The organism is Serratia sp. CY33525 (assembly GCF_052169115.1).
Classification (GTDB): domain Bacteria; phylum Pseudomonadota; class Gammaproteobacteria; order Enterobacterales; family Enterobacteriaceae; genus Serratia; species Serratia sarumanii.
The window spans coordinates 89501-110272 of the sequence record NZ_JBJNLK010000008.1; the positions used below are offsets into that span (position 1 = coordinate 89501).

At 60.4% G+C, this 20772-nt stretch carries 17 protein-coding genes; 8 read left to right on the forward strand and 9 right to left on the reverse strand.

The genetic code is table 11. From position 1 onward, the window contains the following. Positions 1 to 2: 2 nt before the first annotated feature. On the reverse strand, positions 3 to 839 hold the full coding sequence (locus ACJ8IM_RS18795; protein WP_033649361.1) for a TIM barrel protein: 837 nt from the start codon (positions 837 to 839) through the stop codon (positions 3 to 5). A gap of 32 nt (positions 840 to 871) precedes the next feature. Continuing rightward, positions 872 to 2314 carry a sugar porter family MFS transporter gene (locus tag ACJ8IM_RS18800; RefSeq protein WP_033636350.1) on the reverse strand — a complete coding sequence of 481 codons (1443 nt, stop codon included), beginning with the start codon at positions 2312 to 2314 and terminating at the stop codon, positions 872 to 874. Between the two features lie 556 nt (positions 2315 to 2870). Between ACJ8IM_RS18800 and ACJ8IM_RS18805 the strand changes: the two genes are divergently transcribed. Together ACJ8IM_RS18805 and iolB are read left to right on the forward strand one after the other, a co-directional pair. Continuing rightward, positions 2871 to 4376 carry a CoA-acylating methylmalonate-semialdehyde dehydrogenase gene (locus tag ACJ8IM_RS18805; RefSeq protein ID WP_015379335.1) on the forward strand — a complete coding sequence of 502 codons (1506 nt, stop codon included), beginning with the start codon at positions 2871 to 2873 and terminating at the stop codon, positions 4374 to 4376. A 77-nt stretch (positions 4377 to 4453) separates the two neighbouring features. Continuing rightward, on the forward strand, positions 4454 to 5275 hold the full coding sequence (gene iolB, locus ACJ8IM_RS18810; protein ID WP_033636349.1) for a 5-deoxy-glucuronate isomerase: 822 nt from the start codon (positions 4454 to 4456) through the stop codon (positions 5273 to 5275). Positions 5276 to 5313: 38 nt separating this feature from the next. On the opposite strand, the gene ACJ8IM_RS18815 is transcribed toward iolB, so the two are convergent. Beyond that, positions 5314 to 6150, reverse strand: coding sequence for a MurR/RpiR family transcriptional regulator (locus ACJ8IM_RS18815; RefSeq protein WP_004930856.1), 837 nt, complete (start codon positions 6148 to 6150; stop codon positions 5314 to 5316). A gap of 203 nt (positions 6151 to 6353) precedes the next feature. Further along, positions 6354 to 8285: a bifunctional 5-dehydro-2-deoxygluconokinase/5-dehydro-2-deoxyphosphogluconate aldolase gene (locus ACJ8IM_RS18820; protein ID WP_033654462.1), complete on the reverse strand. Its 1932-nt coding sequence runs from the start codon at positions 8283 to 8285 to the stop codon at positions 6354 to 6356. A 545-nt stretch (positions 8286 to 8830) separates the two neighbouring features. Here ACJ8IM_RS18820 and iolD point away from each other — a divergent pair. Genes iolD through iolE form a run of 4 tightly spaced genes read left to right on the forward strand, consistent with a single transcriptional unit; the run spans position 8831 to position 13701 of the window. Beyond that, complete coding sequence (iolD, locus tag ACJ8IM_RS18825) at positions 8831 to 10771, forward strand: 3D-(3,5/4)-trihydroxycyclohexane-1,2-dione acylhydrolase (decyclizing) (protein ID WP_033649355.1); 1941 nt, start codon at positions 8831 to 8833, stop codon at positions 10769 to 10771. 35 nt (positions 10772 to 10806) lie between these two features. Further along, positions 10807 to 11820, forward strand: coding sequence for a Gfo/Idh/MocA family protein (locus ACJ8IM_RS18830; protein ID WP_033649354.1), 1014 nt, complete (start codon positions 10807 to 10809; stop codon positions 11818 to 11820). A 40-nt stretch (positions 11821 to 11860) separates the two neighbouring features. After that, positions 11861 to 12745 carry a sugar phosphate isomerase/epimerase family protein gene (locus tag ACJ8IM_RS18835; RefSeq protein ID WP_004930845.1) on the forward strand — a complete coding sequence of 295 codons (885 nt, stop codon included), beginning with the start codon at positions 11861 to 11863 and terminating at the stop codon, positions 12743 to 12745. 59 nt (positions 12746 to 12804) lie between these two features. Further along, positions 12805 to 13701, forward strand: a complete 897-nt coding sequence (gene iolE, locus ACJ8IM_RS18840) for a myo-inosose-2 dehydratase (RefSeq protein WP_033654461.1) — start codon at positions 12805 to 12807, stop codon at positions 13699 to 13701. A 58-nt stretch (positions 13702 to 13759) separates the two neighbouring features. On the opposite strand, the gene ACJ8IM_RS18845 is transcribed toward iolE, so the two are convergent. Then, a complete protein-coding gene (locus tag ACJ8IM_RS18845) occupies positions 13760 to 14941 on the reverse strand; it encodes a P1 family peptidase (protein WP_033654460.1) in 1182 nt (393 codons plus the stop codon). Then, complete coding sequence (locus ACJ8IM_RS18850; protein ID WP_033654459.1) at positions 14934 to 15449, reverse strand: GNAT family N-acetyltransferase; 516 nt, start codon at positions 15447 to 15449, stop codon at positions 14934 to 14936. The genes ACJ8IM_RS18845 and ACJ8IM_RS18850 overlap by 8 nt, the downstream gene beginning before the upstream one ends. 389 nt (positions 15450 to 15838) lie before the next feature. Between ACJ8IM_RS18850 and ACJ8IM_RS18855 the strand changes: the two genes are divergently transcribed. Together ACJ8IM_RS18855 and ACJ8IM_RS18860 are read left to right on the forward strand one after the other, a co-directional pair. After that, positions 15839 to 16534: a pirin family protein gene (locus ACJ8IM_RS18855; protein ID WP_033654458.1), complete on the forward strand. Its 696-nt coding sequence runs from the start codon at positions 15839 to 15841 to the stop codon at positions 16532 to 16534. Between the two features lie 693 nt (positions 16535 to 17227). Continuing rightward, entirely contained in the window at positions 17228 to 18112 is an 885-nt protein-coding gene (locus tag ACJ8IM_RS18860; protein ID WP_033654457.1) for a hypothetical protein, read from the forward strand. A gap of 75 nt (positions 18113 to 18187) precedes the next feature. On the opposite strand, the gene ACJ8IM_RS18865 is transcribed toward ACJ8IM_RS18860, so the two are convergent. From ACJ8IM_RS18865 to ACJ8IM_RS18875, 3 genes are read right to left on the reverse strand one after another with little or no spacing between them, the layout of a single operon-like run. Next, positions 18188 to 19042, reverse strand: coding sequence for an acid phosphatase (locus ACJ8IM_RS18865; RefSeq protein ID WP_079656906.1), 855 nt, complete (start codon positions 19040 to 19042; stop codon positions 18188 to 18190). 54 nt (positions 19043 to 19096) lie between these two features. Next, complete coding sequence (locus tag ACJ8IM_RS18870; protein WP_033654456.1) at positions 19097 to 20407, reverse strand: YhfT family protein; 1311 nt, start codon at positions 20405 to 20407, stop codon at positions 19097 to 19099. Between the two features lie 10 nt (positions 20408 to 20417). Further along, positions 20418 to 20771: a DUF2620 domain-containing protein gene (locus tag ACJ8IM_RS18875; RefSeq protein WP_033654455.1), complete on the reverse strand. Its 354-nt coding sequence runs from the start codon at positions 20769 to 20771 to the stop codon at positions 20418 to 20420. Between the last annotated feature and the right edge of the window lies 1 nt (position 20772).

Below are 20772 nucleotides of genomic sequence, written 5' to 3' on the forward strand. Positions count from 1 at the left end.
TTTTACCCTTGCAGCAGGGCGATGCTCTGGCGGATTTCCCGTTCGATATCCGCCTCGCTCCAGCTGTCCAGCTGCGAAGAGAAGGGCTCGAAGGCATAGACGCCGGTGTAGCCCAGGCGTTCCAGGTTTTGCACCTGGCGGCGGCTCTCCAGCCGATCGCCCTCGCTCAGCATGATGCGCTCTTCGTCGCTCAGCGCGCCTTTATCCCGCCCATCCTCCACGCCGGACAGATGCACCAGGCCGATCTGCGCCACCTGGATCTGCGCGTCGAAGTCGGCCTGCGCCACACCGCTTAAATAGTGGTGGAAAGTATCGAGCACGATGCGGTACGGCGCGCCCGAATCGCGGATGAGCGCCTGGGTCAGCAGCGACGATCGCAGCGAGCTGATGCCGAAGCCCAGCGGCTCGACGTACCCCTGCACGCCATAGCGGGCAAACAGCGGCGCCAGCAGCCGCAGCGCGGCGAGGGTGTCGTCGCGTTTTTGCTGCTCGCTGCGCGTGTCATCGGCGCTGCAGTGCGGGCACAGCACCAGCGCCCGGCTGTGGATGGCCTGCGCCTGCGCCAGCAACGCTTCGGCGCGCTGCTGCAGCGCCGCCGGGTTGTCCATCAGATTGAACATGCCGAGGGCGTTGATCGTGACGATCTCGATGCCGTATTGCGCAGCGAGCGCATTGAGCTGCGCGTCGCTCAGATCGTCGGTCACCTTGCCGCTGGGCATATCGTTGCGCAGCTCAACCTTACTGAGCCCGCAGCGTTTCACCAGGCGGAAAAAACTGTCCAGATCGAGATTCGGCGCGATCTTGCGGTTAATGCAGAAGCGGTCCAGTGCAATGGTCATGAGGCATTACTCCAGCGGTCAGGGTTGAGAGATCAGGATTTGCCGTTTTCCAGCGGCAGCGGCTTGCCGTCGGGCAGGGGGTGGCGGTGGCGTTTGGCCAGCACCACCTGCTCCATTTTTTCCAGCGAGACGCCTTTGGTTTCCGGAATATAGCGGCCGATGAACCAGTAGCTGAACAGGCAGCAGGCGGCGAAGATCCACATCGGGAAGGCGCCGTGGAAATGCGAGAACAGGTAAGGGTGGTCGTTGATCATCGGGAACGACTGCGACACCGCGAAGTTAGCGACCCACATGCAGCCGACGGCGATGCTCATCCCCTGCGCGCGCATGCGGTTCGGGAAGATTTCCGATACCAGCACCCAGGCGCCGACGCCCCAGGACAGCGCATAAAACACCATGAAGAACAGCATGCCGAACAGCGCGAAATAGCCGGTGGCCTGGGTGTAGAGCGCGTACGAGGTGAGCAGCAGGCCGGCGATGGCGCCCAGCGTGCCGTAACGCATCAGCGGAATGCGGCCCATGCGATCCATCAGCATGGCGCCGATGACCGAACCGACCAGCTGCAGCACGCCGATCCAGATGGTCTGAAACAGTGCTTCCTGCGCGTTTTCGGTGACGGTTTTCAGCACCACCGGCGCGTAATACATCATTACGTTGACGCCGGTCACCTGCTGCAGCATGGCGATCATGCAGCCGACGAACAGGATGAAACGCACCCGCACATCGCCGTAGTTCAGCTTCCGATGCCGCTGTTGTTGATCCTGCTGCAGCGAGTCTTTGATTTCTTTCAGCAGATTCTGCGCATGGGCGGCGTTGGAAACCTTGGTCAACATCGCCAGCGCCTGATCGTCGCGGCCCATCATCACGTTCCAGCGCGGCGACTCAGGAATGACGAACACCAGGATGCAGAACAGAATGCAGGGGATGACGCCCGAGGCGAACATCCAGCGCCAGCCCATTTCCACCAGCCAGGCTTCGCTGGCGAGGCTGGCGATTTTGAAGTTGACGTAGAAAATCACGATCTGACCGAACACGATGGCGAACTGCTGCATGCTGAGCGCGCGCCCGCGCATGTCCTTTGGCGACACTTCCGACATGTACATCGGCGACACGGTGGCGGCGATGCCGACCGCCAGCCCGCCGATGATGCGGTAGATGACGAACCAGGTGAAGGTCGGGGCCAAGGCTGCGCCGACGGCGGAAACGGTGAACAGCAGCGCCGCCAGCATCAGCGCCTTTTTACGGCCCCAGCGCGCCGCCAGCGGCCCGGCGGCGAAGGCGCCGACCACGCAGCCGATCACCACGTTGGAGACCGCCCAACCGGTTTCGGCCGGGCTGAGATTGAAATAGGTTTTCAGCGCTTCGATCGCGCCGGAGATCACGGCGGTATCGTAGCCGAACAGAATGCCGCCCAAGGCGGCGATGCCGCAAATTCGCAATATGTAGCCGGTATTGTGCTTACGCTGATATGACATGTGTTGCTCCGATTTTTATCCTGGCTTCCGTCCGCACGGTTGGGTTATCGGGAAGAGGGCGAGCGGAAGGGTGTGAACCGTGCCTGTCATCAAGGCGATGTCGTCGATAAATGCTGGAACAAACAAGAACATTTATTTCATAATTAGTGAATAATGGAATATTGATTTTTAGATCCAGTTCAAAAAAAACCGTCACGCGCGATCCGGGCGCCTTGGGCGTTCGGGGGCGGGCGGTAACGGCGACAGGGCAGGCGCGGTGCGGGTTTTCTGTAGCAAAGTCAGTGTGTATTGCCCCTGGTTTCTCCTGCGACGTTGCACTTTCCCTGGCGCGGTAATGAAAGCGCCAACCCGATCGACACCGCAAAATTGCGACCTCACGCACTAAAAACAAATTTTTCAAAACAATTTATTTGAAACTTTTTTTTCAATGAAATAGAGTTTGCTGCATCCGGTCAGGATGTAGCCGGCTTGCCGACGGGGTTTGGCGAGCGGGACGATTAACGCCGCGCCGCCGGCGAGTGGCCAGGCGACAGCGGACTTGAAAAGAGGGCGTGACATGAAAACCGTGGGTAACTTTATTGACGGGCAGGTGTGCCTGAGCAGCAGCAATCAAACCGTCGACGTGCACAACCCGGCCAGCGGGCAGGTTGAGCGGCGCGTCACGCAGAGCACCGCCGCCGAAGTCAAGCAGGCCATCGACGTGGCCCATCGGGCGTTTGCCGATTGGTCGCGCACCACGCCGCTGCGCCGCGCGCGCATCATGTTCAATTTCAAGGCGCTGCTGGAACAGCACCGCGACGAGCTGGCCGAGCTTATCGTCAGCGAGCACGGCAAGGTGTACTCGGATGCGCTGGGCGAACTGACGCGCGGCATGGAAGTGGTCGAATTCGCCTGCGGCATCCCGCATCTGATCAAGGGCGAGTATTCGCCGGACGTCGGCAGCGGCGTCGACAGCTTCTCGCTGATGCAGCCGCTGGGCGTGGTGGCGGGCATTACCCCGTTCAACTTCCCGGCGATGGTGCCGATGTGGATGTTCCCTATCGCGCTGGCCTGCGGCAACACCTTCATCCTCAAGCCGCCGGCGCTGGTGCCTTCCGCCTCGGTGCGCCTGGCGGAACTGCTGAAAGAAGCCGGCCTGCCGGACGGCGTGTTCAACGTGGTGCACTGCGCCAATGAAGACGCGGCGCAGCTGTGCACCGATCCGCGCATTCAGGCGGTGAGCTTCGTCGGCTCCTCCACCGTGGCGGAACATATCTACACCACCGCCAGCGCGCACGGTAAGCGGGTGCAGGCCTTCGGCGCGGCGAAGAACCAGGCGATCGTCATGCCGGACGCCGATCTGGACGCCACGGTCAACGCGCTGATGGGCGGCGCTTTCGGCTCCGCCGGCGAGCGCTGCATGGCGCTGCCGATCGCCGTGGTGGTCGGTGACGACACCGCCGATAAACTGATCGCCAAACTGAAGCCGCTGATCGCGCAGCTGCGCGTCGGGCCGGGCTTGCAGCAGGGCGGCGAAGAGAATGAAATGGGGCCGCTGGTGTCGTCCGCCCACCAGAAAAAGGTGCTGGGTTACATCGATCTGGGCGTGGAAGAAGGCGCCACCCTGGTGGCCGACGGCCGCAATTATCAGGTGCCGGGCTATCCTGAAGGCTACTACGTCGGCGGCACGCTGTTCGACCATGTGAAGCCGAACATGCGCATCTACCGTGAAGAGATCTTCGGGCCGGTGCTGGGCATCGTGCGGGTGCCGGATTACCGCACCGCCATCGACACGGTGAACGGCCACGAGTTTGGCAACGGCAGCGCCATCTTTACCGGCAGCGGCCACTACGCGCGCCAGTTCGTGCAGGAAGTGCAGGCCGGGATGGTCGGCGTCAACGTGCCGGTGCCGGTGCCGATGGCGTTCCACAGCTTCGGCGGCTGGAAGCGCTCGGTGTTCGGCGCGCTTAACGTGCACGGCACCGACGGCGTGCGCTTCTACACGCGCATGAAGACCGCCACCGCGCGCTGGCCGGCCGGGCAGCAGACGGTGTCCGAATTCAGCATGCCGACGCTGGGTTAAGCCATCGCAAAGTATGAGCGGGCCGTTGCTCCTTCGGGGCAACGGCCTTTGCACGGGGAGTTAACAGGAGAATCGAGATGTCTTCACTGCTTGCCAAATGTCAGACGCCGAACGCCGAGGGGCGTATTCAGCACGTGACGCCGGAAAATGCCGGGTGGCGCTATGTCGGTTTCGACGTTTATCGCCTGGCCGCCGGGCAGTCGCTGCAGCTGGAGTGCGGTGACAAGGAGCTGTGCCTGGTGCTGGTGGCCGGTATCGCCTCCGTCGCCACGCTGCGCGCCGAATACCCGCATATCGGCAAACGCATGAGCCCGTTCGAGCGCACGCCGCCTTACGCGGTGTATGTGCCGCACCACGATCGCATCGACGTGCGGGCAGAAACCGATCTGGAGCTGGCGGTGTGCAGCGCGCCCGGCAGCGGCCACCTGCCTTCACGGCTGATTACGCCGGCGGATATCGGCGTGGAGCGGCGCGGCAAGGGGCGCAACCAGCGGTTGGTGCACAACATTCTACCGGACAGCGAGCCGGCCGACAGCCTGCTGGTGGTGGAGGTTTACACCGACGAGGGCAACACCAGTTCCTACCCGAGCCACAAGCACGATCGGGAAGACTCGCCGGACGAAACCTATCTGGAAGAGACGTATTATCACCGCATTCAGCCGGAGCAGGGGTTCTGCATGCAGCGCGTCTATACCGACGATCGCACGCTCGACGAATGCATGCCGGTCTACAATCGGGACGTAGTGAAAGTGCCACGCGGTTATCACCCGGTGGCGACCCTGGCGGGCTACGACAACTATTATCTCAACGTGATGGCCGGGCCGGTGCGGCAGTGGAAATTCACCTGGGAAAAAGACCACGCCTGGATTAACGGCGACGGCTATCCCGCCGCGCAATAAGCGCCTGAGGCCCGGCTTGCCGGGCTTTTTTGTCAGCCTTACTCGTCCCGGGCGTTATTCAGCGCCAGCGAAACCGCCAGCGTCTGCGCCAGGCACATCGAGGCCACCTGCGAACGGAACCCGTCCACCTGCGCTTCGCGCACCACGAAACAGACGTCGCTGAAGGCGGCCAGCGGGCTGACCTGGCTGTCGGTGATGGCGATCTGCTGCGCGCCGCGCTTGGCGCCCAATTCCACCAGTTCCACCGCCTCGCGGGCGTACGGCGAATAGCTGATGGCGATCACCACGTCCTTCGGTTTCACCATGCTCAGCTGTTCGGTGAACATGCCGCCCAGGCCGTCGATCAGAAACGCGCGGCGCTCCAGATGGCGCAGCGCATAGGTGAGATAGGAGGCGACGCTGAACGAACGGCGCAGGCCGATCACGTAGATGTTTTCGGCGTTGTTGAGCAGTTCGACGGCGCGATCCAGCTGCTCGGGGGCGATCTGCATCGCCAGCTGCTGCAGCGCCTGCGCGTTGACCATGGTGAATACGTTGAGAATTTCCGCCGGTTTCTCCGGCGCGACGTTGTCGTCGGTAGAGGTTTGGCGGAACAGGCGCGCGCGCTCGGTATAGTTCACCGTCTCTTCCATCAGATGCTGACGGAACACCTGCTTCATTTCGTTGAAGCCGCTGAAGCCGAAGGCGTTGGCGAAACGGATCAGGGTGGAAGGCGGCACGCTGGCCTGTGCGGCGATGGAGGCAACGGTATCGAAAGCGATGCTGTTACTGTTATCCAAAATATAGCGCGCCACCTGCTTCAAACGCTTGCTCAGCGTTTCATAACGGTGGCGGATCTCGTCCTGTAACAGCGAAAGTTGAGTTGGGTTGTTCATCCATTCGGCTCGCAGTGGGGTGAAGGCGCATTGGCCTGACGCCTGAAATATTGACAGGGTATTTTAACAGACGGAGCGGAAATTTCATTTCCTCAAAAAGCGATTTATTCGATCGCACATTGCGCGACTTCACAGAAAATAGGCAAAAAAATCCCCTTAAAGCGGCGAAATGGCCTTAAGGGGACGTGAACCTGCTCTCGCTGTCAGTGCGCGCCGCCCGCCTGCGGGCGGTACTGGCGCCAGAAACCGATCAGCGTCAGGTATTTTTGTTTCACCTGCTCGATCAGGGCGGCGTCGTCGATTTCCCCCTGCAGCCAGCGGCGCGAAGGTTGGCCGAAGATAGTGCGGCCGACGGCGAAACCCTTCACCCAGCGCGCATCCGCGGCGGCGGCAAAGCCCGCCTTCAGCACCGCTTCCGGGGAGTCGAGCCCTAGGATCAGCACGCCGCGGCAGTAGGGATCGTAGGTGTCGATCAGCGCGCCGACCTGCCGCCAGTTTTCCGCGCTCAGCGGCGGCAGTTTCCACCAGTCCGGCTGAATGCCCAACCGGTAGAAGTGTTCAATCATCTCCAGGTAATGGCGTTCGTCCTTGTCGGGGTTGTTGTCCGGCAGGATCACTTCCAGCAGCAGCTCGTGGCCGGATTTGCAGCAGCCGCGGTAGACGTCGGCGATCAGCTCATCCTGCTCGCGACGCAGTTCCGCCGCGTCGTGCGGGTGATAAAACACCAGGCACTTCACCACGTGCTCCTGCGGCCAGTCGATCAATTGCGAGCCGATATTGCCGTGCTCCAGGCGCAGCGGGCGCGAACTGGGCAGCTCTACCGGCCGGCCGATCCACCATCCCTGGCCGGTGATCTCGTTCAGCGCCGCCTGCCCGTAGGTGGTGTCGGCCAGAATGCCGCTGTTGCCGTTGAGGCCGGCCTGCGCGGCGGCCTGTTGCGCCGCGGTCAGCAGCAGGGTTTTCAGGCACGGAATGCGCTCCTCGCCGACGCCGGCTTCGCGTGCCATGTCCGCCAGCTGCTTGCGGTGATCGAAGGCGAAGACGCACAGTTCCGGCCACTGTTGCTTGCGGGTGGTGACCCGGTGCAGGTGGTTCAGGCGCGCATCGCGGTCCGGGCGCGTGACCTGCCGTTCACGCAGCAGGTAGTCGTCCAGCTCCCGTTTGGTCGGCATCGCCGGCGCGCAGCCGTGGCGCGAGACCACCAACGCGCCGCAGGCGTTGGCGTAGCGGCAGGCCTGATCCCAGCCCTCATCGTTCAGGTAGCCACGCAGCAGGCCGGACATAAAGGCGTCGCCGGCCCCCAGCACGTTCAGCACCTCAACCCGCACGCCGGCGTGCAGTTTCACCTGTTCCCAGCCATCGGCGATTTCGCCCTCGAACACCGAGCAACCCTGCGCGCCGCGCTTGCACACCAGCGTGGCCGCCGTGGCCCGGCGCACGTTTTTCAGCGCCGTCAGCGTGTCGGTGCTGCCGCCGGCGATATGAAACTCTTCTTCGGTGCCGACGATCAGATCGAAATGGTGCAGCACCTCCTGCAGCTCGCGGGTCACCTGGTCCGATTCCACAAAGCGGGTTTCGCCGTCGCCCAGCGACGTCAGCCCCCACAGCACCGGGCGGTAATCGATGTCCAGCGCGGTGCGCAGGCCGTGGCGGCGCGCGTATTCCAGCGCCTTCAGCACCGCGGCTCGGGTGTTCGGGTGCGACAGGTGCGTGCCGGTGATGGCCAGCGCGCGCGAGGAAGCGATGTAGGCCTCATCGATGTCGTCCGGCGTCAGCGCCATGTCCGCGCAGTTTTCGCGGTAGAAGATCAGCGGGAAGGTTTCCTGATCCTTGATGCCGAGGATCACCAGGCCGGTTAATCGCTGTTTGTCGGTGATCAGGCAGCGGGTATCGGCCCCGACGCGCTGCAGTTCTTCGCGCAGAAAGCGGCCCATGTGCTCGTCGCCGACGCGCGCCAGCATGCCGGATTTTAACCCCTGAATGGCGGTGCCGTAGGCCACGTTGCCGGAAGAACCGCCGAGGTACTTGGCGAATGTGCCGGCGTCTTCCAGCCGCGCGCCGATCTGCTGAGCATAGAAATCGACGGCGATGCGCCCGAGACAAATGACATCAAGCTGTTTTTCTTGTGTAGCCATACCCGTTTCCTTCTGTTTAAGCAAAACTCCGGCGGCGGCCCGAGCGTGGCGCCCTGCAGGAAGCATGTGGACAGTATGGGGAATGAAAATTTCAATTTCAATATAGAATGAAATTTACACCCCAAAAATGTGATGCATTTAAAACATCGACAGAGGCGTGGGAAAAGGCGGTGAAACGGCTACGGGAGGGGGGCCGGGGCGGGCATAAAAGAGGGGAAATGACAGGGTAAAAGGCGGTCAACCCATGAGCCAACGGCTTTTATTGGCCAGTGCGTGGCGCGAAGCCAGTGAAGGCTGAATCACGAGATGAAACGGGCTTTTCATGCATTATGCGATCTTTATCGCAAAATGAAATGTTTCTTCTGTAATGTGATTTTATGAAAAATATATTTGTTTATAATCGCTTCACGTTTCAGGTTGTCGACTTCGTGAGCAGCGGGCATCGCCTGCTCAAGATAATAGCTGCCGCCGCGTAACACAAACACGGAATTGTCGGCTCGGCGCGAGCCCTTTCCGGGGCGGCCCTCAATCTAAAGGGTGAGTAAATGGGCAAGATCAGGCTAACCATGGCGCAGGCGCTCGTCAGATTCCTCGATAACCAGTATCTGCTGGCCGACGGCGTGGAAACCAAATTCGTCGCGGGCATTTTTGCGATTTTCGGCCACGGCAACGTGCTGGGGCTGGGGCAAGCGCTGGAGCAGGATAGCGGCGATCTGCGGGTGCATCAGGGCCGCAACGAGCAGGGGATGGCCCATGCGGCGATCGGCTTCGCCAAACAGAAGCTGCGCCGGCAGATCTACGCCTGCACCTCATCGGTCGGCCCCGGCGCCGCCAATATGATCACCGCCGCGGCCACCGCCACCGCCAACCGCATTCCTTTATTACTGCTGCCGGGCGACGTTTACGCATCCCGCCAGCCGGATCCGGTGCTACAGCAAATCGAGCAGTCTTACGATCTCAGCATCAGCACCAACGACGCGTTCCGCGCGGTGAGCAAATACTGGGATCGCATCGTGCGGCCGGAACAGCTGATGAGCGCCTGCATCAACGCGATGCGCGTGCTGACCGATCCGGCGGAAACCGGCGCGGTGACGCTGTGTCTGCCGCAGGACGTGCAGGGTGAAGCCTACGACTATCCCGACTATTTCTTCCAAAAACGCGTGCATCGGCTCGATCGCCGCCCGGCGACCGACGGCATGTTGGCGGACGCGTTGGCGCTGCTGGCGGCCAAACGCAAACCGCTGCTGGTGTGCGGCGGCGGCGTGAAATACTCGCAGGCCGGGCGGGCGCTGCGCGAATTCGCCGAGCGCTTCGGCATTCCGTTCGCCGAAACCCAGGCCGGCAAAGGCACGGTGCCGAGCGACCATGAATTCAACCTCGGCGGCATTGGCGAAACCGGCTGCCTGGCGGCCAATACGCTGGCTCGTCAGGCCGATCTGGTGATCGGCGTCGGCACCCGTTACACCGATTTCACCACCTCGTCCAAATGGCTGTTCCAAAATCCGGACGTCAGCTTCCTCAATATCAACGTCAGCGCCTTTGACGCCGGCAAGCTCGACGGCGTGCAGGTGCTGGCGGACGCCCGCGAGGCCCTGAGCGAACTGGGCGCACTGCTGGCGCAGGCCGAGTACCGCGCCGGCTGGGGCGACGCCATCGCCGCGGCGCGCAGCGCCCAGCGTGAAGAGACCGAGCGCGTTTACGCGGTGGAATACGGCGGCGCAGGCTTTGTGCCGGAGATAGACGATCACCTCGATCGCGAGCGGGTGTTCGCCGAATTTATCGCCCAGACCGATTCCGCGCTGACCCAGAGCCGGGTGCTGGGGGTGCTGAACCGCGAGCTGCCGGCGGACAGCGTGATCGTCGCCGCCGCCGGCAGCCTGCCGGGCGATTTGCAGCGGGTGTGGCACAACCGCGGCGAGCACGGTTATCACGTGGAGTACGGTTACTCCTGCATGGGGTATGAGGTGAACGCCGCATTGGGGGTCAAGCTGGCCGAGCCGCAGCGCGAGGTGTACGCGATGGTGGGCGACGGCGCCTTCATGATGCTGCATTCCGAACTGGTCACTTCGATTCAGGAAGGCTGCAAGATCAACGTGATGCTGTTCGACAACATGACCAACGGCTGCATCAACAACCTGCAGATGGAACACGGCATGGACAGCTACACCACCGAATTCCGCTTCCGTAATCCACAGGGCGGCAAGCTCGACGGCAAACTGGTGCCGGTCGATTTCGCCATGCTGGCGGCGGCTTACGGTTGCAAAACCTATCGCGTCACCACCGAGCAGCAGCTGCTCGATGCGCTGGCCGACGCCCGCAGGCAGACCGTGTCCACGCTGCTGGACATCAAGGTGCTGCCGAAGACCATGGTGCACAAGTATCTCAGCTGGTGGCGCGTGGGCGGCGCTCAGGTGGCCGACAGCGAGAAAATCGTCGCAGTGGCGCGCAAGCTGCAGGAAAACATCGATAAGGCGCGCGATTACTGATTCGTTTTCATACATAAATCTCGAGGGTAGCGAAAATGACATTGAACATTGGGGTTATCGGCACCGGCGCCATCGGCCGCGATCATATCCGTCGCTGCAGCAAAGTGTTGCAGGGCGCCCGCGTAGTGGCGGTGAACGACATCAATCGCGACAACGCCGCCAAGGTGGTGAGCGATCTGCAGCTGGATGCGCGGGTGTATGACAACGGCCACGATCTGATCAAGGCCGCCGATGTGCAGGCGGTGCTGGTCACCTCCTGGGGGCCGAGCCACGAAGAGTTCGTGTTGGCGGCCATCGCCGCCGGCAAACCGGTGTTCTGCGAGAAGCCGCTGGCGGTGACCGCGCAGGGCTGCAAAAACATCGTCGATGCCGAAGCGAAGCACGGCAAACGGCTGGTGCAGGTCGGCTTTATGCGCCCCTATGACCAGGGCTATCGCGCGCTGAAACAGGTGCTGACCAGCGGCCAGATCGGCGAGCCGCTGATGCTGCACTGCGCGCACCGCAACCCGACGGTCGGCGAAGCCTACACCACCGATATGGCGATCACCGACACCCTGATCCACGAAATCGACGTGCTGCGCTGGCTGCTCGACGACGACTATGTGTCGGTGCAGGTGGTGTTCCCGCGCAAGAGCCCGAAGGCGTTCCCACACCTGAAAGATCCGCAGATTGTGCTGTTCGAAACCGCCAAAGGCACGCGCATTGACGTCGAAATCTTCGTCAACTGCCAGTACGGCTACGACATTCAGTGTGAAGTGGTAGGGGAAACCGGCATCGCCAAACTGCCGGAACCGTCTTCGGTGCAGATGCGCAGCGGCGCCCGCCTGTCGACCGAAATTCTGACCGACTGGAAGGATCGTTTTATCGACGCCTATGACGTTGAGCTGCAGGGCTTCATCAACGACGTGGCCGCAGGCAAGCTGACCGGGCCTTCCGCCTGGGACGGCTACGCCGCCGCGGTGACCGCCGACGCCTGCGTGGCGGCCCAGCTCAGCGGCGAAATCGTGCCGGTGACCCTGCCGGCGCGCCCGGCGTTTTACAACAAATAGCCGGCTTGCACCACCTACCCACGATTGCAGAGGAGTGACCATGAAGATCGCTTTTGATGTCGACGTTATCCGGGATTTGGGCGTCACCAAAATGGTTCAACAGGTGGCGGACTGGGGCTACAAATACATCGAGCAGTCGCCGCACCCGCAGATCAACCCGTTTTACAAGCATCCGAAGGCCAGCCGCGAAATCATGGCGGAGTATAAAAACGCCCTGAAAGCGACCGGCGTGGAGATCTCCTCGTTCATCGTGGTGTACCGCTGGTCCGGGCCGGGGGAGGATCGCCGCCAGGCGGCGGTCAAAAACTGGCGGCGGATGATCGAAATCGCGGTGGAAATGGGCGTGCAGGTGATCAACACCGAACTGGCGGGCAACCCCAACGAGCCGGAGATCTGCGAGGAGCTGTGGTATCGCTCGATGGAGGAGTTGCTGCCGATCGTCGAGCGCGAGGGTATCCGTATGGAGATCCAGTCGCATCCGTGGGACTTCTGCGAACTGAGCAACGAAACCGCCGATCTGGTGAAATCGCTGCGCAGCGATCACGTCAAATACCTCTACAGCGTGCCGCACACCTTCTACTACGACAAGGGGCAGGGCGACGTGGCCGGCATGCTGCAGTACGCCGGGGACGATCTTTCCCACGTGCTGATCGCCGACACCATGAACCACACCAAGCATTGCCGCTATATCGTCAACCCGCCGGGGGTAGACGCCGCGGTGCACCAGCACGTCGGCATCGGCGAAGGCGAGGTGAATTTCGACGCCCTGTTCCAGACGCTGCGCGACATGGAGTTTGCCAACCGCAGCTTCAAGGTCGGCGGCGAATCGATCATTTGCACTTCGCTGTTCGGCTACCCGGAAAAGATGCCGAGCCAGGCGGTGGCGACCAGAGAGCGCATCGAAAGAGAGCTGTTGGGCAAATAATCTTATTCGGCTCGCCGGCGGCGTTTGCGCCGGCGGCCCTCCAAGCACCGAGGCAGACCATGAATAAAGACAACGTGAAATTGGCCATTGCGCCGATCGGCTGGACCAACGACGACATGCCCGATCTGGGCAAGGAAAATACCTTCCAGCAGTGCGTCAGCGAAATGGCGCTGGCCGGCTTCACCGGCAGCGAAGTAGGCAGCAAATACCCGCGCGATCCGGCGGTGCTGAAACCGATGCTGGACATTCGCGGTATCCAGATCTGCAACGCCTGGTTCAGCACCTTTTTCGCCGACGGCCAGAAAGACAAAACCATCGATGAATTTATCAACCACATGAATTTCCTGCATGCCATGGGCGCCAGGGTGATCGGCTGCTCCGAGCAGAGCAAGAGCATTCAGGGCACCACCAAAGGCGTATTCGAAGAGAAGCCGTACTTCAGCGATGAAGAGTGGCAGCGGGTGGCCGAAGGTTACAACGAGCTGGCGAAGATCGCTGCCGGCAAAGGCATGCAGGTTTGTCTGCACCACCACATGGGCACCGGCATTCAAACCGCGGCCGAAATCGATCGCTACATGAGCATGGTCAACGATGACGTCTACCTGCTGTTCGATACCGGCCACGCCTACTATTCGGAAGGCAGCCAGCAGGCGATGATGGCGATCCTGGAGAAGTATCTGCCGCGCATCAACCACGTCCATCTGAAGGACGTGCGCGATGAGGTGGTGGCGGAAGTGAAGGCCAACAAGCTGAGCTTCCTCGACGGCGTGAAGAAGGGCACCTTCACCGTGCCGGGTGATGGTGTGATCGACTTCAGGCCGGTGTTCAAGCTGCTGGACGAGCGCGGTTACAAAGGGTGGATGGTGGTGGAGGCCGAGCAGGACCCGGCGCTGGCCAACCCGTTCGAGTATGCGGTAAAAGCGCGCCGTTATATTCGGGAAACCGCCGGCATTTAAGCGGCGAGGGTTAATCATGATTAAGGGGCGCCAGCGCCCCTTTTTTGGTGGCGGCGTGTTAGCCGCCGAGCGTTTGCCAGGTTGCGACCTGGCTGCCTGGCCACGGCGTGGCGGCATGCACGCCACGGGCGATCGCCCGGGCCAGGGTGTCCGCCGCCAGCGCGCCGATTTGCAGCACCGCCAGTTCGCGGCTGCCCTGAACCTCGCGCTGCCCGGTGGACAGGGCGAACACCACGTCGCCGTCAAACGGGCTGTGCAGCGGGCGAATAGCGCGCGCCATGCCGTCTTGCGCCATGATGGCCACCCGTTTCAACTCCACTCGCGTCAGCGCCAGATCGGTGGCGATGCAGGCCAGGGTGGTGTTCTTTCTGCCGCCCTGCGGCTCTTGTTCCATCCAATCTTCGCCTTGGGCGCGCAGTTGCGCCAGCGCCGCCGCGCCGCCGTTGCCGAATTCACCGTCAATTTCATAGGGCGTCGCCCAGAAGGCGCGGGTGCCGGGCGCTACCACCGCACCCAAACTGTTGACCGCCACCAGCGCGCCGACGGTAGCGCCATTGGCGGCAATGATAGATGCCGAGCCGAGGCCGCCTTTCAGCTTGCCCATGCCGGTCATGGCGCCATAGCCGGCGCCGACGGTGCCGAGCGGAAAATCCAGCCCGGCCTTGCCGACTGCATCGATGCCCAACTGGCGATACGGCGGCGTGAGCTGCCAGTTTTTGTCGCCGCCGTTGGCCAGATCGTACAGGCAGGCGGTGGGCACGATCGGGGAGACCGGCACGCCGGGCGCCGGGCGCAGCGCGTAGCCTTTACCCTGTTGCCCCAGCCAGGCTGCGACGCCGTCCGCCGCCGCCAGGCCGTAAACCGAGCCGCCGCTGAACGTCAGCGCATCGACGGTTTGCACCAAATTGTCTTCGCCCAGCGCGTCGGTTTCCCGGGTGGCGGGGCCGCCGCCGCGCACGTCCACGGCGGCGATCGCCGGGCTGTCCGGCAGGATAACCGTCGCGCCGGTGCGCACCCGGCTGTCCTGCGCCACGCCGACTTTCAGGCCCGGCACATCGGTAATCAGGTTGCGGGCGCCTGGGCGTCCGGCGGCGGAAGTTGGCATAGCGGCACCTAATGGGGTGAGAGGAGAGAATATGCCGACGGCGGCGGTCAGGCCGGCCAGCGCTTGTAAAAAGGTTCGGCGGTTGATGTTCAGGGGCCGGCGCAGCGGCCCCTGCGGGTGGGGAAGATTACGCATCGCCGCGCGGCTGCCCGGAGCGAAAACGCGCCATATGGTAGGCATCGACCAGTACGCCGTCGCGCATGGCATAGGCGCGGCTGGTGCCCTCTATCTCGAAGCCGAATTTGCGGTACAGCGCGATGGCCGCCGGGTTGTCGGTGAATACCGTCAGCTCGATGCGTTCGATGGCCGCCCAGTTGTCGCACAGGTCGATCATCGCCTGCATCAGGCGGCTGCCGACGCCTTTACCGTGGTAGTGCGGATCGACGCCGATGCCGAAGGTGGCCACGTGGCGGCGGCGCACGCGCTGATTCAGCATGACGGCCAGCTGGCCGACAAGCTGCCCATCGATGAAGGCCGCCAGGTTATGCGTGCCCGGTTCGGGATTGGCGAGGCGCTTCTGCCAGGACTCAACGGACGGTAGCGGTAGCTGCAGCGTATCGCGGTAGACGGGCGCCAGAGAATAAAGATGATGCAGGGCCTGCGCATCCGTTGTTTCCACGTGGCGTATCACGATCTCGCTCATCTCGCTGCTCCTGTTGCTTACCGGTTGAATAACCTCTGAATTTATCCGTTTACTGCCTTGAGTCAATATTATTTCAACGGGTCAAAAAAAACGCTTTACAGGTGCGAATGATAATGATTATTATTGCGATGCGTTCCGGGGAGGGCATCAACCCTTGATACTCTCGCTGCGAAGGCACGACATTGCTCACATTGCTTCCAGTGTTTACTTAGCCAGCTCGGGTGCTGGCTTTTTTTTTGCCCTTTTTCAACCGCTTCCGCCTTCAACAAATCCGTTGCCCATCCGCCGTTTCATTCCATCGAAATTTTTGAACAGAGGCATGAGTTTTTTACGCTTTCTTATTCTGCCCGCAGGACTAGACTGTAAAAAAACATTGAGGAGAGTTGAATATGATTTATGTACGCAAAGCGGAAGATCGCGGCCACGCCAATCATGGCTGGCTGGATAGCTGGCACACCTTCTCATTTGCCGACTACTACGATCCGAACTTTATGGGGTTCTCGGCGCTGCGTGTGATCAACGAAGATGTGATCGACGCCGGGCAGGGTTTCGGCACCCACCCGCATAAAGACATGGAAATCCTGACCTATGTGCTGAGCGGCACGGTGGAGCATCAGGACAGCATGGGCAACAAGGAGCAGATCCAGGCCGGCGAATTCCAGATCATGAGCGCGGGCACCGGGGTACGTCACTCCGAGTACAACGCCAATCAGGATCGTCCGCTGCACCTGTACCAGATTTGGATCATTCCGGATCAGGTCGGGCTGGAGCCGCGCTACGAACAGCGCATGTTCGACGCGCCGCAGGGCCGTCAGCTGGTGCTGTCGCCGGATGCGCGCGACGGTTCGCTGAAGGTGTTCCAGGATATGACGCTGTCGCGTTGGGCGCTGAATAAAGGCGAGCAGTGTGAGTATCCGATCGCCGCCGGCCGTCGCATTTGGATCCAGGTGGTGCGCGGCAAGGTCTCGGTCAACGGCCAAGCCGCCGGCATCAGCGACGCGTTTGCGGTGTGGGATGAATCGGGTCTGACGATTCAGGCCGACGAAGAGAGCGAAATCCTGCTGTTCGATCTGCCGCCGGTGTGATTAGGCGGTAAATATCAAGTTGTTGCCTTCCGCTGATGCGGCTGGCGGCGCAATATGACCAACCTGGTGCTTCAGGCTTAGCCTGGAGTGCGGGTTGGTTTTCTTGTTATGGCCCGGTTATTTCCTCGGTTTTCTGGCGTTTCCTTCGCGCCAGGCTGCAAAAAGTGTTTGCCTTCTTTTGAGCAAGAAAGTTAATTCTGGAGCCGCTGTGTGATTTTTATATGCCTGACATAAGAGCGGCAACGATTAAATTAAGCTGGCTTTACATTATTGATAATAATATTTACAGCCTGTCTGTTTATCGAGCGATTTAATAAAGGATTTAGAATTATTATATAAATAAATTATTTCCTGATAACGTATTAATTGCAAAGGCAATGCCATTGTTTGTGTTTGCATGATGTTAATTTCAGGTAGGGCGTCTGTGAACTGATGGTCAAATAATATTGACGGGCTGAAATACGTAAATAAAACGGTCCGGAAATGAGTGCCAGAGCGGTGGCTGATTTTTGACTTGGACGATAGCCGCTCAGTGGGTTGCGTGCTAAATATATTTTTAATTTCTTTCGTCAGTTTATTTTTTGGTTTTCCAATCGCGCCACAGAGGGGCGTCCGAGCTCACGCGTACGGGCTTTCGACACGCTGAATGCCATTGCAGAAAACAATCTCATACCTGGAGGTAGAGGAAAAACGATGAAAATTAAAAATGAACGTAACGGCACTTATGATGATTTCTTAAATGCGATACTCACTTTCGAAAGCACGATCGATCCGCAAAAAGCGCAATATTATGCGGAAAATTATGATAATCCAACCGCGACATCTTATCAGGATGTGGAGTATCCCGGCCGGGTTATTCGGGCCCAGGATGGCACGACAACCAAAAGCAATGTCTCGATAAGAGAATATTTCGAGCGTTTGGGTATCGGCAAATACTATACTCAAGGTTCAACGGATCCTCAGATGTTCAAGCAAATGCAGTATGCGACGATGAACTATCTCGGTTTTATCGGTTACCAGCTCAGCGAACAAGACTTCTGGGATCTGGGATATTACACGCATTATGATGAAAACCATCTCCCTAAATATTATTCCGACGTGCCGGTGTCAAATTGGGCCAACGGCGTGCGGGATAAGGTCATGAATCTGCCTGGCAAAGGCGAAGTGCATGTCACGGATGTGAATACCTGGCAAGGGACCTTTACCGGCAAACACGGGATTAATAGTTTTGACGATGTTCTCGATCCGGATAAACAGGACTATGTCGCCAAAGATCATTTTGTCGATAAGTACGAGGGCATGGTGCGTTTGCTGGCGGAGAGAGGCAAAACCCTGAATGATTATTTGGGCACCACTATTCGTTGGTCTGAATGCCATCCCGTGTTGACGCCGCCGCCGGGCGTGCCGGATGCGGTGGAAATCACGCTGTCGGGTTTACTCGGCGGCGCCCATCTGCGCGGTGCGGAGGGCATTACCGCCCTGCTGGTCGATCGTGAAAATCGGGCGGATGAAAACGGCACGGCGATTTTGCAGTATGTCTATCAGTTCGCAGGCTATGACACACCGTTTAACCCCTAATGCTCTTCCATAGTCGCCGCGGAATGGCATGATTCCCCCGCGCGCAAGCGCGGGGGAATCGACGCGGGCTAAGGGTCAGCGTTCTTCCGTTTGCTGCTGCAACAGCCGATCTATCTCTCGTTTTGCTTCCCGAAATTGCTGCTGATATTCCGCGCTGGCTTGCAATCGAGCAAAGGCACCGGCCGCCAACACGCGGCCGGCTTCGACATCGCTGGCCCAGTGTACGCCGCAAATCAGCCGGCTGCGGCCAAACTCATAACCCTTGCGCATGAGCTCCGTCGCACGTTGCGGCACCATGGCCGTCAGCGTCATCGCCCATACGAAACCGGTTACGGCATGCCCGGAGGGATAGGAACCGCCATCGTTGCTGAGCGCACTGTGCTCTTGCGGGGTACAGCTCTCCACCCGCAGCGCGGAGTAGGGGCGAATGCGGGCGTGGGCCTTTTTCGCGCCGTTGGAAGCATAGCCTGCGTCCGTGAGCAGGCGGCTCAGCAAAAGGTGGGTATGCGGCGTGCGCTGGCGCGATATCTCCGTACCCAACGCTGCGGAGAAAGCCCGACCGATGGCATTGAAGGACAGATTGGCATCCTCCACCGCCAACCTGCCCCGGGGCGTATCGCGCAGTTTGCGAAGCTGGTAAAAGGTTTCCACGTCGGCTTTCCAGGCCGCGCTGCCTTCAATCGGCGGGGCCGGCAGGATTGCCGCGCCGTCCGGATAGTCTGCAGGCGTAAGATAACCGTTGATCCAGCCTTCTATGTAGGGAGAAAAGCCTACATTCGGATAGCCGATATCCGAATAGTCTACCCGCCACCGCTCGCGGGTATCGCTGTTGGGCGCGATGGACTCGGCATGCACCGGCACGTTTTGCAGACAAATCAGGGCGAGCCCTGTAACGGCGCTTCGTTTTATGTTCAGAGCGAATATAGCCATCGTTATATATTCCCTTCCTGGCATGACGCTGTTTCAGTAATGGCGACGGTTTGATCACTGCGGCACAAACAGGCCGATCCAGCCGAAAATATTGAGCAGAATGCCGGTGATAATGACCGCCACCACCGGCGCGGCGATTTTCAGCACCGGGCGGCCGAGCGCTTCGTTAAGGAAATAGAGCGCCGCCGCCATGCTGAAGCCCGTGTACCCGGCCATTTTGATGGCCGCGAAAGTGGAGCCGATCAACAAGGCGAATTCCATCAGCATATTCATCGCGTTGCGGATATTGTCGGATGCATTGCGCACCGAAGGATATCGGCCCAGCCATTTGCCGATATAGCGCAGCAGCAGGATTTCCAGCGTGATGACGATGGCGCCCGCCGGTGCGGCAAGCCAGGGCGAGGGGGAAAGGTAACCGACGACAAAGACGAACGTGAAGCCCGCCACCGCATATACCCCGGTCGCCAGCGCGGTAGTGGCGATCAGCGGAATGAATCCAAGCCCGCGCATGAATTCGGCCAGCGCCGCCTGGTGCAGAAGGGCGTCTGATTCTTCGGGCGAGATGCCGGGCGCGTAGGCTTTCGCCAGCGTATAAACCGAGACTTCGGAGCCTCCGAAGATCTTCATGCTGGCGACGGCAGAAATCAGCGCGCCGGTTACGGCGATAAGCGGCAGGTTGTTGATAATGCGCTGTGTGCGCTCCTCAAACATCGACGGGGCCGAAGCCTCTTCACCCGTTGGGGAAGTCCGCCGATCTCTCAGATCGCGGAAAATCGCGATGCCCAACAGCAAAACCATACCGACGAAGATTTCGATCGACTCCGGGAACAGATGTGGGAAATAACGCACGACGATCAGGCGCGACAGCAACACCAGCAGGGCCGCGACCACGCTCTGTTTCCAGCCGAACTGGTAGAAAATGGCGACCAGGGGAAAGAGCGCGAAGGCCGACACGACCGGGTTACTCAGTTCCCCCAGCGCGCCAATGATGTCTACCGGCAGCGAGGTCAGGAGTTGGTTGATGGGCTGCAGGCTGGTGAAGACCAGAATGCCCCAGATGGCGCCGAGAATGAATGCCAGCCACACGTTGACGGCCAGCACGCCGATGATGTCGGTAGGCAGAAACAGCAGCCAGCTGTTCAGCAAGCCGGTGGACAAGGTAAATGAAATGCCGACGGAGGCCACGAACCCTATGCTGAGGCCAAAAGCGATGCTGCCCGCTTCCCGACGGTTCATATGGCCTTCCACCAGTTGCGGAAGGATAGGGCGAATGCCGTCATGAAAGACTGCCGCCGAACGGTGAGATAACAGCGCCGTCATGCCCGTCAACAGGGACACCAGAATGACGGAAAGGATAGGGTCCATTTTCGCCTCCTTATGACAGTTGCCGAATCAACAGCGGGATCGCATGTTCGACGTGCTCGACCGAAAGGCCAAACGCGACTTTTCCTTCCGCCACCCACTTCGTTATTTGCTCTTCTTTCGCACGAATGCCCGGCTTGGCGATCGTGCAGCATTTGTTGAAGCCGATGATGGCTATCGCGATGGACAGCGCAGCGCCGGCGCCGGTATTGCAGGCGCCGATGAAATAGTCCAGTTCGCCGTTTTTGACTCGGGCGGCGGCGTCCATGTCGCTTAAGATGCTGACGTCAAAAATGCCTGGGGCGGCGCTCTCGATGGCCTGTTTGATCTGTTCCCGCTGTAAACCTGCAATTCCGATTTTTTTCATG